The sequence below is a fragment of the Allobosea caraganae genome (assembly GCF_003351345.1).
Lineage (GTDB): Bacteria > Pseudomonadota > Alphaproteobacteria > Rhizobiales > Beijerinckiaceae > Allobosea > Allobosea caraganae.
In genome coordinates, this window is sequence record NZ_QQTO01000030.1 from 31,414 (window position 1) to 47,183 (window position 15,770).

General features: G+C 64.7%; 13 protein-coding genes. 10 read left to right on the plus strand and 3 right to left on the minus strand.

Annotated features, from left to right (window positions below):
- Positions 1-109 precede the first annotated feature (109 nt).
- The gene (locus DWF00_RS20710) at positions 110-541 is read left to right on the plus strand and encodes a type IV secretion system DNA-binding domain-containing protein (protein WP_181832897.1); all 432 of its coding nucleotides are present in this window, start codon (positions 110-112) and stop codon (positions 539-541) included.
- Positions 542-883: 342 nt separating this feature from the next.
- Here DWF00_RS20710 and gcvA read toward each other — a convergent pair whose 3' ends face one another.
- Complete coding sequence (gcvA, locus tag DWF00_RS20715; RefSeq protein ID WP_342769120.1) at positions 884-1,858, minus strand: transcriptional regulator GcvA; 975 nt, start codon at positions 1,856-1,858, stop codon at positions 884-886.
- Here gcvA and DWF00_RS29155 point away from each other — a divergent pair.
- Positions 1,792-2,145 (plus strand): DUF1127 domain-containing protein, encoded by a 354-nt coding sequence (locus DWF00_RS29155; protein ID WP_147283836.1) that lies wholly within the window; start codon positions 1,792-1,794, stop codon positions 2,143-2,145. The two genes, gcvA and DWF00_RS29155, sit on opposite strands and share 67 nt — an antisense overlap.
- 123 nt (positions 2,146-2,268) lie before the next feature.
- Here DWF00_RS29155 and DWF00_RS20725 read toward each other — a convergent pair whose 3' ends face one another.
- Both DWF00_RS20725 and DWF00_RS20730 read right to left on the minus strand, forming a co-directional pair.
- The gene (locus DWF00_RS20725) at positions 2,269-2,646 is read right to left on the minus strand and encodes a hypothetical protein (protein WP_114832468.1); all 378 of its coding nucleotides are present in this window, start codon (positions 2,644-2,646) and stop codon (positions 2,269-2,271) included.
- A 345-nt stretch (positions 2,647-2,991) separates the two neighbouring features.
- On the minus strand, positions 2,992-4,221 hold the full coding sequence (locus DWF00_RS20730) for a citrate synthase family protein (RefSeq protein WP_114832469.1): 1,230 nt from the start codon (positions 4,219-4,221) through the stop codon (positions 2,992-2,994).
- 228 nt (positions 4,222-4,449) lie between these two features.
- Here DWF00_RS20730 and DWF00_RS20735 point away from each other — a divergent pair, with 228 nt between their 5' ends.
- The 8 genes from DWF00_RS20735 to DWF00_RS20770 all read left to right on the plus strand — a co-directional run bounded on the left by DWF00_RS20735 (position 4,450) and on the right by DWF00_RS20770 (position 15,740).
- On the plus strand, positions 4,450-5,613 hold the full coding sequence (locus DWF00_RS20735) for a M20/M25/M40 family metallo-hydrolase (protein ID WP_114832470.1): 1,164 nt from the start codon (positions 4,450-4,452) through the stop codon (positions 5,611-5,613).
- A 109-nt stretch (positions 5,614-5,722) separates the two neighbouring features.
- Complete coding sequence (locus tag DWF00_RS20740; protein ID WP_181832898.1) at positions 5,723-7,264, plus strand: ABC transporter substrate-binding protein; 1,542 nt, start codon at positions 5,723-5,725, stop codon at positions 7,262-7,264.
- 33 nt (positions 7,265-7,297) lie between these two features.
- Positions 7,298-8,248: an ABC transporter permease gene (locus DWF00_RS20745; RefSeq protein WP_114832472.1), complete on the plus strand. Its 951-nt coding sequence runs from the start codon at positions 7,298-7,300 to the stop codon at positions 8,246-8,248.
- Positions 8,248-9,132, plus strand: a complete 885-nt coding sequence (locus DWF00_RS20750; RefSeq protein ID WP_114832473.1) for an ABC transporter permease — start codon at positions 8,248-8,250, stop codon at positions 9,130-9,132. Before DWF00_RS20745 ends, DWF00_RS20750 begins: the two co-directional genes overlap by 1 nt.
- Before the next feature lie 13 nt (positions 9,133-9,145).
- Positions 9,146-10,522 (plus strand): MmgE/PrpD family protein, encoded by a 1,377-nt coding sequence (locus DWF00_RS20755; RefSeq protein WP_114832474.1) that lies wholly within the window; start codon positions 9,146-9,148, stop codon positions 10,520-10,522.
- Between the two features lie 17 nt (positions 10,523-10,539).
- Entirely contained in the window at positions 10,540-12,396 is a 1,857-nt protein-coding gene (locus DWF00_RS20760) for a hydantoinase B/oxoprolinase family protein (RefSeq protein ID WP_181832899.1), read from the plus strand.
- 10 nt (positions 12,397-12,406) lie between these two features.
- Positions 12,407-14,458, plus strand: a complete 2,052-nt coding sequence (locus tag DWF00_RS20765) for a hydantoinase/oxoprolinase family protein (RefSeq protein WP_114832476.1) — start codon at positions 12,407-12,409, stop codon at positions 14,456-14,458.
- Between the two features lie 16 nt (positions 14,459-14,474).
- The gene (locus tag DWF00_RS20770) at positions 14,475-15,740 is read left to right on the plus strand and encodes an MFS transporter (RefSeq protein WP_147283838.1); all 1,266 of its coding nucleotides are present in this window, start codon (positions 14,475-14,477) and stop codon (positions 15,738-15,740) included.
- The last annotated feature ends 30 nt before the right edge of the window (positions 15,741-15,770 follow it).

The window sequence follows — 15,770 nt, forward strand, 5'->3', positions numbered from 1 at the left end:
TATTCTATATTAGGTGCGAACATCACAGTTTATCGGATACCATCGACCGCGACATTGAGCCTAATCCTAAATTTATATTTGGCTTATAAACAATATACGTTGAGTGTTATTGATCAATATCTATCTGAAATCTGATCAGAAAGCACAGACTCTTCTGCTGATCAACGGATTTATTCCGCAAAAATTCCCAAAAATTAGGCTCCAGAACGATTTCTCTGTAGAGCGCGTAGATCGAAATTTGGCGGGTCATTTTCGCCTCCTGCCGCTTCTCTATGGTCGGGATGTCGGCAAGTTGCTGCTCGATTTCTTCAGCATCCGGATCTTCCTGAAGCTGTCGGCTGGCGATTCAGCCGAAGAGGCGTCACGGCTCATCGGCCGGCGGACAATCAGGTACTGGGAACCCAATCTGTCGCCGTCAGTCGACGACAAGCGAACACATGTCCCAGTCACGGCTGAGCGGCCGCTCATCACCGCGGCCGTCTTGCAAGGCGAGCTCGGTGTGGGGTTGCACGTCAGCCGGGTGGCTCCGCCTTCCAGGTGAACGGTATCGTCACCGCCGGAAAGAACGCCACTGGATCACGTGGCCGATGTCCGGCTGGCCCATGGTCAGGGGCGAGCCAAAGCCTGCCGCTTGGCTGCGAGCTCTGCGGCCGGTCGAAACGTCCGAGATTCGGAGCCTCCCGTAGTCACAGCCAGGAGGCAACGCAAACCTCGTCCCAAAATTGAAGGAAGCCTCTCAAAGTCCGGAAGTGGCGCCATTTCAGCCGGCCGCGGCACCTGGCACAGGCATGGCCGCGGAAACGCATTCAAAGTGGATATTGCGATCGTTCGCTTGGCGCTCTTCGGGCGAGGTATCACCCTGGCCGCTCTGTTGTAGTCATGCTCACTGGCTGGCGCCGAGGGCGACATGGGCTGCAGCCTCAGCGCAGATCCATCTCCGGAACGCTGCGATCGCCGGCCGCTGCGCCGATGTCTCCGGGCAAACCAGGTAATACTGGTGCGGGCCCCTGAACTGATGCGCGAATGGCCGGACCAGGCGGCCAGCATCAAGGTAGTCCCCGATCAGAACATTGGTGGCGAGCGCCACGCCCTGTCCCGATGCGGCGGCCTGCAGAGCCATGAAGGTATGCGAGAACTGCGGCCCCCGAGTCGCATCAATCTCGGTCATTCCCAAAGCCGCGAGCCAGCGCGGCCAGGTGACGAAATCGGGGATTCCCTCCGGAATCTCGTGCAGCAAGGTGTGATAGCGCAGATCCGATGGCTCGCGCAGTGGCCGTGCCGGATCGCCGAGCAGAGTGGCGCTGCAAACGGGAAAGAAATTCTCCTCCATCAGGAGATCCGTTTGCATGCCGGGATAGTGGCCGCGGCCGGAGCGGATCGCCACATCGACATTCTCTCGCGCGAAATCGGTCAAGCTCACCGAGATCTCGACCCGCACTTCCAGATTGGGCTGGCGCTCCTTCAGCGAGCCGAGTCGTGGGATCAGCCAGTTCAGCGCGAAGCTCGGCAAGGTGCTGACCGTCAGGGCATTCGGGGTCTCCGGCCGCAAGGCCCGCGCCGTGGCTTCGTTGAGCTGATCGAGCACCTGCGAGATGGTTGCCGCATAGCGCTCGCCGGCCTCGGTCAAGGCCACCCCCTTGCTCGGCAGCCGAGTAAAGAGTGGGCGCCGCAGCCAGGTTTCGAGTGATCTTACGTGCTGGCCGATCGCGCTGGCGGTGACGGCGAGCTCGTCTCCCGCCTTCTCGAAGTTTCGGTGCCGGGCGGCAGACTCGAAAGCGCGAAGGTAAGTCAGTGGAGGGAGATCGCGACGGCTCATGGCAGGCCAAGCTGAGTTTGGGCAATGCGAAGAACTTCTCATTTGCTTCAGCTCCGCGCAAGGCGCAGCTTTTTCAGCAGATTAGCTCTCGTGAGGGACGTGTTATGTTCGCCAGCCCAGCCATAGCCCATCTTTCCTTCTCTGCCGTCCTGCTGCCGCGCGGCATCTTGCTGAGGTCGTTGTTGCAGCTTGAGGCCTGGCTTGATGCCAGGCGTAGCGCACGGGCACTCTACTTTATGGACGATCGCGGCCTGTCCGATCTCGGTCTGTCGCGAAGCGACGTCGAACGCATCAATGCGGACGTCAACCGGCCGGCCGGGTTGGCCTGAGACGCTTGTAGCCAGGGCAGGATGTTGTCAGCGACGTCCAACCTCTTGTCATGACGCGCCGGAGCGGAGACGGAGCGTTCACTTTTCCCTATGTCTTGGGCTTCCTCGGCGATAAGGCGCGCGTCAGCGAGTAACCGGTCGGGCATCCAACATTGCGTGCAGCCTGCCGACCGTGCCCTCGTCAAAGCTGATGTCGATATCCACGCCGGAGCGGGTTTTCGTCCTCAGGATCAACGTTCCATCGTCCGCCATCACGAAGCTGGTCTGTTGCGCCAAGACGGCGCTGACAACGTCCGCATTTGAAGGGGAGCAGCGCACTTCGGCGGCGTGCATGGCAGCGGCTTCGAACCGCGATAGGAAATCACCCTCGAGCAGGTGCGGAATGTGCAGGACGAAGCGGCGTCCATTGCCGTCCGTCAGATCGAGGCAGCTATTCTGCCCGCTGGTGGAGGAGCCGTGGCCATTGACGCGGCTCAATAGGATCGTGGCAGGTTCTGTCATTCTGGCGTTCCAAAGACTTTGGCGTTATCCGCTTCGGGGCCAAGTCGGAATGCAGATGGTCGCGATCGGGCAAGTGATCTATCTCACGCATCATCTGCGCCTTTGCGCTATCGCGCGTGTTGCCTGTCAGGGGCTAGAGTTTACGAGCTTGCCAGCGGCCTGCAATGATGGCTCTTGAACCTATGGTACTCTCGACTAGCGGAAGCTGGACTCACGGGGATCAAAATAGGACAGGCAGCCGCGCCGACAGGCTTCGATCGGAGCGACATCACGCTCGGTTCTCGGGCAAGAGAGTACGAGGCGGTACGGCGGCCTATCGAAAGTACAGAAATTCCTAGCCCCAGACTAAAGGGGTTGGTTAGCCGCTGCCAGCCGAGTTGATCGGTCGGATGTCAGCGTAGCGTGAGAGGCGCGAGGTCGAATGCGAATGCCGCTCGCGCGTTGCTCCGTTGCATGGGCAATCCACCCGACCGCACGGCCGGTGGCAAACATCGCCTCAGCCGCTCCGGTCGGGAGCCCATAGCCCGCTTCAACCACCACGAGCGCGATATCGATGTTGGGGCGCAGACCGGTCCGCCGCTCGACAGTGTCGATCAGCCGTCGCGCTTCGGGGATGACCCGGCAACGCGACAGCACCATTGCCGCACGCGGATCGCCATCAGGATAGAGCCGGTGGTAAAATCCCGCGAGTGGCTTTTCGCCAGCCTGCGCTTCGTCGATGAGGTCGTCGAGATCCGCGCCACGGCGGGCCGCTGCCAAGAGAGCTCTCGACCGTCCAATGACCCCGGTATGTTCATAGCCGCAGAAGGCGGTCAGCGCCGACACCAGGACGGTACAGCAATCGACATCCGTCGAGGCGACGACCCTCGCAGTAAATGCGGATGTGTTGAGTTCGTGGTCCGCGCTGCAAACGAGGATGCGGCGAATGACGTCGGCAGCATCGGGGACGTTCCAAGCCTGGGCTAAGGCTTGATGCAGGGGTAACCTGGTGTCGAGGGCGCGGCCGGTCGTGGCGCAGGCGAGGGCCTGAACAAGCCTCGCCTCGTCGTTACCGGGAACATGAGACAGGCGTCTCGCCCATGCCACCCGGCGCGTCAAGGCCATCAGGGCGATGGCGCGGTCGATTGGGCCTTCGCCCTCCAACAGGGCCAAGAGAGAATCCCAGCCGGGAACGTCGGCCGGTTTGAAGCAGGCATTCTGAAAAGGGTCGCTAGCTACGCCCCAGAGCAGGGAGGCCACCTGTTCGAGGGAGGTTGCATCCGCGAACTCGCTAATCGGCTGGCCACGATAGGTCAGAACGCCGCGATCGATTTGGCTGACCTCGGTTTCGAGGACCGGTAGCCCCCAACTGAGCGCAGTTGCCGCCGCTCCGCTAGGCTTTCGAGCTCGTGTCTTGCGCCAGACCAGGCGCTCGATGTCGGCAAGCGCATAGAGGTGAGCTCGGCCGTTTTCGACCTGTCGTTCAGAACGGATCAGCCCGCGGCTCACGTAGGCGTAGAGCGTTGCGCGGCTGACACGCAGCCGGTGCGTGGCCTCATCAACGTCAACCAGGGCCTTCGACGGATCAATGCTCATGGAAGCCAACCTCTAACATGTTGAAATATTGATTCAAGCTTGACCCCAATTCAAGTGGTTCATACGCTGGATTTATGCGTAGTTGACCTGCACATTCTGCATGCAACTCTGCATAATAAGGCGGCTGCGATACTATTAGAAACGTAAGCAGCCGTACTCGATGCCGGATTATTGAGCTTTACATGGCTCGATACCGAAAGCCCGCGATGAGAGTCTTTCATTTTGGCCATGTCATCAGTCGATAAGCAGGCAGAATTTTTGCATTTGATCGCCCAATCCGAGGAGACGCTTCTCCAGGAGGCGATCGGCGTTGCGACGATCCCCGCTCCGCCCTTCGGAGAGGCCGCTCGCAGCAAGCATATCGCCAAGCGCTTTCGCGAGGTCGGCCTCGAAGATGTCACGGTCGACGAGCTGGGCAATGTGGTTGGACGGCGGAGGGGGCCGGGACCGCGGATCATGGTCGTCTCGCATATGGATACGGTATTCCCCGCCGGGACCGCGCTGCAGCCGCGCATCGAAGGCGGGTCGATCTATTGCCCCGGTATCCGGGACAACTCGACGGCCGTCGCCAACCTGATCAGTCTGGTTTCTCTGGCCGGGCAGGCCGGCTGGCAGGCGTCTTGCGATCTGATCCTGGCCAGCAGCGTCGGCGAGGAGGGGCTCGGCGATCTGCGTGGCATGCGCCGCCTCATGGCCGATTGGGGCGGCGAACTCGATGCGGTCATCGCCTATGACGGCGATCTCGGCAATGTCGTGTACGGAGGCGTCGGCAGCGAGCGCTATCGGGTGACCTATCGCGCCGCTGGCGGTCACAGCTTCGCCGCGTTCGGCAACCCGAGCGCGATCCATGGCCTGGCCACGGCCTGCGCGCGCTTCTGCCAGATCGCGGTTCCGAGTGAACCCAAAAGCACCTTCAACATCGGCACGATCCAGGGCGGCACCTCGGTCAACGCGATTGCCGAAGAGGCGGTCGCGCTGATCGACATGCGCTCGGTCTCGCAAACGGAACTCGACAAGCTGAGCGCTCAAGCGTTGCGGATTTTCGAAGAGACGGCGTCGGAGTTCGACTGCCGCGCGACGCTCGAGAAGGTCGGCGACAGGCCGGCGGGCAGCGTGCCCGTCGAGCATCCGCTGGTTCTGGCGGCTGCCGGGGTGCTCGAGGATATGGGCCTCAAGGCGCGTCTGTCGGCATCGAGCACCGACGCGAACATCCCGCTTTCGCTTGGCATCCCGGCGATCTGCATCGGATCGAGTCTCGGCCATGGCGTGCATACGCTCGGCGAAAGCATGGAGACGGCCTCGGTCGTGCCCGGTCTGCAGCAGCTCGTGCGGCTGCTGTCGCGCATCGATGCAGCCGTGGCCAGGGCGCCGGAAACAATGCAGCCGTCGTAACGCGGTGGCTGAAAAACCAAAAACGAGGGGTATCGGCATGTCGGGCACACCAGTTTCATCGGGTTTATCGCGCCGTTCGCTGCTTGCTGGACTTGCGTCCGCGCCGGTGATGACGAGCATCCTCGGCGGCCCTGCAGGAGCGCAGGCGCCTGTTGCAGGCGGGGCATTTACGATCCCCGTCATCAGCAATCCGGCGCTGTGGCCGCTGATCGGCGGCGTGCAGAACGTCATGGTCAATCGCGTCCTGTTCAACAGCCTCACCAGCTATGATGACCCCAACCAGAAGGTCGTGGGTGATCTGGCGGAGAAATGGTCGGTCTCCGAAGACGGTCTGACCTGGACCTTCTCGCTTTATCCGAACGTGACCTGGCATGACGGCAAACCGTTCACCGCCGATGACGTGGTCTTCACGATCACCAAGATCTGGCTGAACCCGAAGATCAGCTTCCCGCAGCGCTCGAACTTCGCGACGCTGACCGGTGCCGAAAAGGTCGACGAGCGCACGGTCAAGCTCGTGACGAACGTGCCGACGCCGGCACTCCCGGTCATGCTCGGCTATCTCGCGCCGATCCTGCCGGCGCACGTCTTCTCGTCCTGGTCCAACGAGGACTTCACCAGGCCGACGGCCTTCACCAAGAGCCCGGTCGGGACCGGGCCGTTCAAGTTCGGCGAATTCACCCCAGGATCCTCGGTCCGCCTGGTGCGGAACGACGCGTATTTCCGCGGCAAGCCGCTGCTCGATGCTCTCGTCTTCAAGATCATGCCGGATGTCGAGCAGCAATTCGCCCAGCTTCAGAGCGGCCAGCTCGACTGGATGATCATCGAACCCTACCAGATCGACGCGCTGAAGGGGAATGCGCGCATCAAGGTCAACGACGTGAAGTCCAACATGTACTTCTACGTCGGCCTCAACGATGCGATGCCTCCTTTCGACGACAAGCGCGTGCGCCAGGCCCTGTCCTACGCAGTCGACCGCCAGGCGATCATCGACGGGGCGCTCGCGGGGCGGGCGGACATCGCGGCCTCGCCGATCACGCCCGTGCTGGCGGATTTCCACAACGACAAGGTGGAAAGCTACGCCATCGACCTCAAGAAGGCCGGAGACCTGCTCGACCAGGCTGGCTGGAAGGTGGGAGCGGGTGGCATTCGGGCCAAGGACGGCAAGCCCCTGAAGATCACGCTGGATGTCGATGCCGGCAACACGACCCGCGAGCAGATCGCGCTGATCGTGCAGGACAACTGGAAGAAGATAGGCGTCGACACCACGATCAAGACCGGCGATTTCGGCGCCTTCGTGCAGCGCATGCGCGCGAAGCCCTCCGATCTTCAGGCCTTCATCTGCTGGTGGATCACCGCGCCGGATCCGGACATCATCAGCTATTACGGCACCGACAAGACGCTCAACATCTTCGCCTATTCGAACCCCGCGGTCGACAAGCTGCTCGACGAGGGCCGCAAGACGATCGATCTTGCGCAGCGCGCCAAGCTGTACAAGGACGCCCAGGTTCTGATCGCGCAGGATGCGCCCTGCGTGTTCCTCTACTATGCCCGCGAGATCGAGAGCGTCAGCGCGAATCTGCGCGGCTGGTCGCCGACGCTCGGCTATCGCTATGCGCTCGGACAGGCCGAGAAGATCTGGAAGGCCAAGTAGCATGCTGGCGCGCAACGAGGGAGGCTTGCCGTCATGGCGCGCTATCTGATCCGGCGCACGGGCGAGGCGGCCGTCCTGATCCTGGTCGTCTCCTTCGTCGCGTTCCTGCTGGTCTACATGGCGCCGGGCGGGCCCGCGGTCCTGCTCGACCCCAACATGACGCCGGAAGACGCGGCGCTCATGAAGAACCTCATGGGGCTCGACGAGCCGTTCCACGTCCAATATTGGCGCTGGCTCGCCGCGATCGCACAGGGCGACCTTGGCCTCTCGCTCAGCGTGAGGCTGCCGGTCTACGATATCATCCGCCAGCAGCTTCCCAATACGATGGTACTCGCTGCGGCTTCGCTCGTCGTTGCCGTGACGATCTCGGTTCCGCTCGGCGTCATCGCTGCGGCGAAGCGCAACAGCATCGTCGATCAGGCCGTCGCTTTGCTCAGCTCCTTCGGCCTCGCCGTGCCAGCCTTCTGGTTCGGGCTGCTCCTGGTGATCGCGTTTTCGCTGAAGCTGGAATGGCTCCCAGCCGGCGGCATGGCCACGGACGGAGATGGCAGCTTCTGGGACGTCGCCAGGCATCTGGTCCTGCCGACGCTGGTGCTCGCGACCAGCAACATGGCGCAACTCACCCGGCATACGCGCTCGGCGATGCTCACCGTGCTGCGCGAGGACTACGTCCGCACGGCGCGCGCCAAGGGCGTGAGCGAGACCGTGGCGATCTACCGGCATGCGTTGCGCAACGCCCTGGTGCCCGTGCTCAGCGTCATCGGCCTGCTGCTGCCGCAGCTCTTCGGAGGCGCGGCCGTGACCGAGACCGTCTTCTCCTGGCCGGGCATCGGGCAGCTCGCCGTTCGCGCCGCCTTCGAGCGCGACTATCCGATGATCATGGGCGTCGCGATGGTGACTTCGGTGATCGTCATCCTGGCGAGCCTGATGGTCGATCTCCTCTATGCGTGGATCGATCCCCGCATCAGCGTAGCGGGGCGGTGATGAGCGCGTCTGCCATCGAAGAGGCACCTCTGCCCCCATCCAGCGGCCGCTCTCCCGGCTCGCGGGCCTGGGTCCGCTTCCGCAACAACAGGATCGCGGTGCTCGCGCTCGTGCTGCTGGCGCTGATCAACATCGCGGCGGTGCTCGCGCCTGTCCTGTCTCCCTATCCGCCGAACGCGGTCTCCCTGCGCGAGCGCCTCCAGCCTCCGAGCGTGAAACATCCGCTCGGCACGGACGAGAACGGGCGGGACATGCTGTCGCGACTGCTCTACGGAGCGCGGATCTCGCTGGCGGTCGGGATCGCGGCGGTCGTCTTCGCCGTTTTCCTGGGCGCTCTCGTCGGTGGCGCGGCCGGTTTCGTCGAAGGCATGACCGACAGCGTGTTGATGCGCGTGACCGACGGCATGCTGTCGGTGCCGATCTTCTTCTTCATGATCACGACGCTGGCCTTGTTCGGCGCGACGCTGACCAACATCATCCTCGTCATCGGCGTGACGAGCTGGATGAGCGTGGCGCGCATCGTTCGCGGCGAGGTGCTGCGCAACCGCGAGATGCCATTTGTCGAGGCCGCGCGCAGTCTCGGGGCCGGGCCGTTCCATATCCTGTTCAGGCATGTGCTGCCGCAATCCTGGCCCGCCATCATCGTCTCCGCCACGCTCGGCATCGGCTGGGCGATCCTGATGGAATCGTCCCTGTCCTTCCTCGGCCTCGGCGTCCAGCCGCCCGACTCGAGCTGGGGCAACATGCTCTCCAAGGCGCGCGGCTACATGTGGAACGCGCCGCTGCTGGCCTTCATCCCAGGCTTCGCGATTTTCCTGACGGTGCTGCTCTGCAACTGGCTGGGCGACGGCCTGCGCGACGCGCTCGACCCGACCGGGACGTGAGGAAAAGCAGTCCGTGACCATCATCGAATCCATTGCCCGGTGGGGCAACGAAACGACGGCGTTCGCGCCTCTGGCCCGGGAGCGTGCGACCCACGCCATTCTCGACACCGTGGGATGCATCCTCGCCGGTGCCGACGACGAAGCGACGGCGATGACCGCCGCGTTCCTCGACGACCGCTGGCAGGGCCCCGCGACGGCTGTCGGCGGCAAGCGGGCGACGCCGGGCCATGCCGCGCTCGTCAACGGGACGGCGGCCCATTGCCTCGACTTCGACGATAGCTTCCGCCCTCTGATGGGGCACGCATCGGCTGTCCTCGTACCGGCCCTCTTGGCCGTGGCGGAAGCGAGGGGAGCGACTGGCGCGCAGCTGATCGACGCCTATCTCGTCGGGCTCGAGGCCCAGGCCGTGATTGGGGCCGGCATGAATCCACGCCATTATGCCCTGGGCTGGCATGCGACCTCGACCATCGGTGCAATCGGCGCGGCCGCCGGCGTCGCAAGGCTGCTGGGACTGGACGCGCCGGGGACGGCGCGCGCGCTCAGCCTCGCCGCCAGCATGGCGGCTGGCCCCAAGGGCCAGTTCGGCACCCCGGCCAAACCGCTTCATGCCGGCCTGGCGGCGCGCAACGCTGTCGAGGCGGGCCTGCTTGCCGCGACCGGCCTGACCGGACGCCTGGACATCGTCGAGCATCGCTTCGGGCTGCAGGCCCTCTACGGCACTGAGGTTGAGAACTGGCAGGACATCCTCGCGCGGATCGGAGCGCCGCATTCGATCGAGGCGATCGGCCTTACGCCCAAGCGCCATCCCTGCTGCGCCTCGACGCATAACACGCTCGACATGATCCTGGATCTGAAGGCCGCTCATGGCTTCGCTGCGGCCGAGGTTGCGGCGGTCGAAACGCTCGTGGGCTCGATCAACAGGAACAACCTGTCCTACGACGCCCCGGTCGACGAAATGCAGGCCCGCTTCTCGATGAACTACTGCGTTGCCGTCGCGCTGGAGCAGGGCCGGCTCAGCATCGCCGACTTTACGCCCGCCGCGGTCGCACGGCCCGCGATCCGCAGCCTCCTGCCGCTGACGACGATGCGGGCCTATGCGCCGGAGGAGGAAGCGTCCTCGGCCTACTTGCCGCACAAGGTCACGATCCGCCTGAAGGACGGCACCGTCCTGCGCGCGGAGCGCGACATGGAGCGCGGCACCCTCGCAGACCCATTCGACGAGGCCGACCGTCGCGCCAAGTTCATGGATTGCTGCGCCGGCTACTTCGACGAGGCCCGGGCAGGCGATCTCTACGACCGGCTGTGCGCCGTCGAGCCTCAGGGCAGCCTCGTTTTTCTGTCGCAGGCGTTGCTGCGCTCGAAGCCGCGGCCTGTCCGCCACGCATCCTGATATCCGAGAGGCCTATCGTGAACCACATCGTCCCTGAGAACCAGCTGCGCAACGCGCCCGCCGTGACGCCCGTCACGCTGGAGATCGTGAAGGGCGCGCTGCGCTCCGCCCAGGCGGAAATGGAGCGGCTTCTCCAGCGCACCGCCATGTCGCCGGTCATTCGCGAGAAACAGGACTATTTCTGCGGGCTTTTCGACAGGGACGGGCGCCTGCTGATCGGCACCAAGCTGCCGATCCTGGGCAACATCCTCGCGCCGATCCTCGAGGAGTTTCCGCTGGAAACGATGCGCGAGGGCGACGTCTATTGGTACGACGATCCCTATCTGTCGAAGGGCGGCGTCTCTCATACGCCCGATCAGGTCTTCGTCAGCCCGATCTTCGTCGACGGGAAGATCGCCGGCTTCACCCATTCCTGGGCGCATTTCCTGGATGTCGGCGGCATGCGGTCCGGCTCCACGACGCCTGACGCCACCGAGATCTTCCACGAGGGCATCCTTATACCGCCGGTGCGGCTCTATCGCGAAGGGGTGCTGAACGAGGACCTGTTCCGCACCTTCATCCGGAATTCGCGCTTTCCCGAGATGAGCAAGGGGGATGTGCGGGCGATGATGGCGGCCGTCGAGCTCGGGCGGCGCCGGATGATCGAGCTGTTCGAGCGCTTCGGCGTCGAGGGCGCGCATGCGGCCTTCGACCAGCTCATCCGGCAGACCCATGACTACGCCCGGGCGCAGATGCACGACATCTTCCCGCCGGGCCAGTACCGGTTCGCCGAGCTGATCGACACCGACGGTCACGGCACCGGGCCGATCGCCATCCGCATGACCCTGACGGCGACGAAGGACCGCATCGAGATCGACTGCACGGAGACCGACGACCAGACGCGCGGGCCGATCAACTTCATCATGCACCCATCCTGCGTGCAGATGATGTTCGGCATCTACACCGTCGCCGGGCATCCCGAGTTCATGTTCAACGAGGGTCTGCTCTCGATCATCGACGAGGTGAAGCTGCGCGAAGGCAGCGTGATTCAGCCGCGCTTTCCAGCCTCGCTCGGTCAGCGCTCGGTTACGCTGTCGCGGGTCACGAGCGCATGCATGGGTTTGATCAACATCGCCAGTCCCGACAGGGCGATGGGCTCCAGCTCCGCCTACAGTGCCAATAAGCTGCGCGGCACCTGGGCCGGCAGCGGCGAAGCCTTCCTCAAGACGATGGCGATTGCGGCCGGGCAGGGCGCGAGGCCGGTATCGGACGGGCCCGATGCGATCTACTACCTGAACCAGCAAAACTACCCGGTCGAGTTCGCCGAACAGAATTATCCGCTCGTCGTGAAGCGCTACGCCATCAATCCCGACTCGGGCGGGCCGGGGCGCTGGCGCGGCGGTTGCGGCGTCATCCGCGAATTCGAGATGCTGTCCGAGACCGCCTCGATCTCGCTGCGGATGAGCAATGTCGACTTCCCGGCCTACGGCATCGCGGGCGGCATGAGCGGACGCTCCGGCCAGTTCATCGTCAATCCCGGCCGGCCTGACGAGCGCGTCCTGCCCAGCCTGCAGGATGGCGTGGTGCTGAAGACCGGCGACGTGCTGCGTATCGCGATGCCCGGCGGCGGCGGCTTCGGCCATCCCTTCGATCGCGAGCCCGAACGTGTCCTGGCCGACGTACTCGCCGGCTTCGTCAGCCCGGACAGCGCGCAGGACGAATACGGCGTGATCCTCGACGTCGCCAGCGAGACGGTCGACCTCGAGGCGACGCAGGCCTATCGCACCGCGCATCGCTGGCAGACGAAGCTGCTGCACCGCCGCGATTATTTCGACCCCGACCAGTGGTGGGACCATGCCGACAGCGTGACCCATGCCAAACACGCCCGTTCCTGAGAGCGCGACAATGACCCAGATGGTTTCCATCGCCGTTGACACCGGCGGCACCTTCACCGACGTCACGCTCGTCGACCGGCGCACCGGGGCCTTGCACAAGGCCAAGACGCCCTCGACGCCCGAGGACCCCTCGATCGGCTTCATCAATGGCGTGCGCCAGATCCTGGCGGAGGCCGGAGTGGCGCCGTCCGACGTCAGCCACGTCTTCCACGGCACGACCGTCGCGACCAACACGATCCTGGAAATGAACGGCGCCGAATGCGCGCTGCTGACCACGACCGGCTTTCGCCATGTGCTGGAGATCGGGCGCCACGACATCCCGCGGGCGGACAACGTCTACTCCTGGGTCAAGCCGAAGCGGCCCGTCGCGCCGCAGCGCATCTACGAGATCGACGGCCGGATGAACTTCGAGGGGCAGGAGCTGGAGCCCCTCTCCGAGGACGCGGTGCGCCACGCCGTGGCCGAGATCAGGCGCCGCGGAATCAAGGCGATCGCAGTCTGCTACATCCATTCCTACGCCAACCCCGAGCATGAGCAGCGCACGCGCGAGATCATCGCCGAGGATTATCCGGAGGCGCTGATCTCGCTGTCCTCGGACGTGCTGCCGACCTTCCGCGAATACGAGCGGAGCATGGTCACGCTGCTCAACAGCTACGTTATGCCGAAGGTCTCGCGCTACGTCGCTAATATCGAACAGCGCATCGCCCGCGATGATATTTCGGGCCGACTGCTGCTGATGAAGTCGAGCGGCGGCGTCACCGGTGTCGAGACGATCCGCAGGCAGCCGGTTCATACGGCCCTGTCCGGCCCCGCTGCAGGCGTCGTAGGGGCGAGCCTGGTCGGCCGACTGACCGGCGAGGCCAAGCTGATTTCTTTCGATGTCGGCGGCACCTCGGCCGACATCGCCCTCATCAACGGCCATGATCCCGACATCACGATGGAGGGCAGCGTCGGCGATTGGCCGCTGCGCCTGCCGATGATCGACATCCACACCATCGGCGCCGGCGGCGGCTCGATCGCGCGGGTCTCGAACGGCTCGCTCGTCGTGGGGCCGATGAGCGCCGGTGCGCTGCCCGGTCCGGTCTGCTACGGGCGCGGCGGCACGGAACCCACCGTCACCGACGCGCATGTCGTTCTCGGTCACCTTCCGCCGCACCTGCTCAAGGGCAGCATGGCGCTCGACGTCGATGCCGCGGCGAAAGCGATCGAGCAGCGGGTGGCGAAGCCTCTCGGCCTCTCGATCCAGGATGCTGCCAGCGGCATCATCGAGATCGCCAACAACAACATGGTCGGCGCGATCCGCGTGGTGTCGGTCGAGCGCGGGCACGATCCGGCCGACTTCGCTCTCGTCCCCTTCGGCGGCGCCGGCCCCTTGCATAGCGGCTTCCTGACCCGGTTGCTGGGCATGAAGGGCTCGATCGTGGCGCCGGAGGCGGGCGTGCTGTCGAGCCTCGGATTGCTCTGGTCGGATCTGAAGAACGACTTCTCAATGACGAGCATCCTGCGGCCGCCATCCTACGATCTGGAACGGCTTACCAGTGTCTTCGCCCAGCTCAATGCCGAAGCCCGTGCCTGGCTCGACGCCGAGAATGTGCCGGAAGCCGGCCGGAAGATCGAATGGTCGGTGGGAATGCGCTACATCCACCAGGGCTTCGAGCTGAACGTGCCGTGGCCGGCCCATGAGGTGAGCGAGACTGCATTGCGGGTGGCCATCGATGGCTTCCACGCCGCGCATCACCAGCTCTACACCTTCTCGCAGCCCGAGATGCCGGTGGAGATCGTGCTGATCCGGGTGAACGCGACGGGGCAGCTCGCCAAGCCCAGGACGCAGACCGTGCCTGCCGGCACCGCGACCGAGGAAGCACGCTTGGGCGCTCAGAAAGTCTATGCCGCCGGCCAATGGCTGAACTGCCCGATCTACGACCGCACCGGGCTGGGCGCCGGCGCGACGATTGACGGACCCGCGATCCTCGAGCAGCTCGACGCCACGACCTATCTGCTGCCGGGCCAGAGGGCCGTCGTCGACGTCCACGGCAACCTGTTCATTCGCGAACGGGTCTGAGCGCCAGGCGGGGGGAGTGGGCGGTATCGTGACCGGCGCCGGCATCTCCCCGCCGTCTCCACGGCCATTGGCCTGGGTCGCCCCTGTCGCGGCGATCCTCGTGCTGCAAACGATGGCCGCCTTCCTGACCCGCGTGATGCCGACGGTCGCTCCAGCGCTGTTCGCGGAGTTCGGCTGGGCGAACGGCCTTGTCGGCTATGCCGTCGCAGCGACGACGGCCGGCTCGATGCTCGTGCTGCTGTTCGGTGCGCGGACGATCCACCGGGTCGGATCGATCAGGTCGATGCAACTCGCGCTCGGTGTGGGCGCGCTCGGCATGGTTCTGCTGTTTGCGCCTTTACCCGGTGCCGCGATGTTGGCGAGCGCGGTCATGGGGCTGGCGCATGGCGTCGCCACCCCAGCCGGAAGCGACATCCTGCAGCGCTTCACGCCGCGCAATCAGCGCAACCTGGTCTTCTCGATCAAGCAGGCCGGGGTGCCTCTCGGCGGCGTTCTTGCCGGGGCCTTGCTTCCCTTCATCGTGGAGCGGGTTGGCTGGCGCAGCGCCTTGGCCGCCGCCGCAGGCATGGTGGCCTGCTTCGCAGCTCTGACGGGTCTGCTCCGCGGACAGTCGGATCGCACGGATGACGACGAGAAGAGCCGACCGCGTCCGTCGAATCGTCTCGCCGCCCTGCTGGCTCAACCAGCCCAATCTCTCGCAAGTCTTTCGAGCGAGCCCACGTTGTGGCGCCTGTCCGTAGCCGGCGCGCTTCTCGCGACGGCCCAAAGCTGCTGGCTGGCCTTCAGCGTCGCCTTTCTCGTGACCGAAATCGGTCTTCCCCTGACGGTGGCGGGACTTGTCTTTGCCGTGATGCAGGCCTCGGGCGTCGTCGGGCGCATCGCGCTGGGCTGGATTTCAGACCGGATCGGCTCCGGCATTCCGACCCTGCAGGCCGCCGCGCTTGCCTCTGCGGCGACGATGGTGCTCCTCGCCCTGGCGGATCGGCAATGGCCGGTCTGGGCTCTGACGCTGCTGGCCATCGCCGGCGGCATCTCCGCCTCGGGCTGGAACGGCGTGCAGATCGCCGAGATTGCCGCGCGTTCGCCACCGTCCCTGGTCCGCCTCACGGCCGCCGGCTCGACGATCCTGATCTTCCTCGGCAACATCATCGCACCGGCCTTGTTCACGCTCTGCGTGACTCTCAGCGGCCGTTACGACCTCGCCTTCGCGATCGTCGCGATCATCAATCTGGCGTCGCTTCCCTGCCTGCTCGGTCTCGGGCGGCCGCCGCTCCGCGATTGAACGGACCGGTACGGGGCTGGCGCCACACGG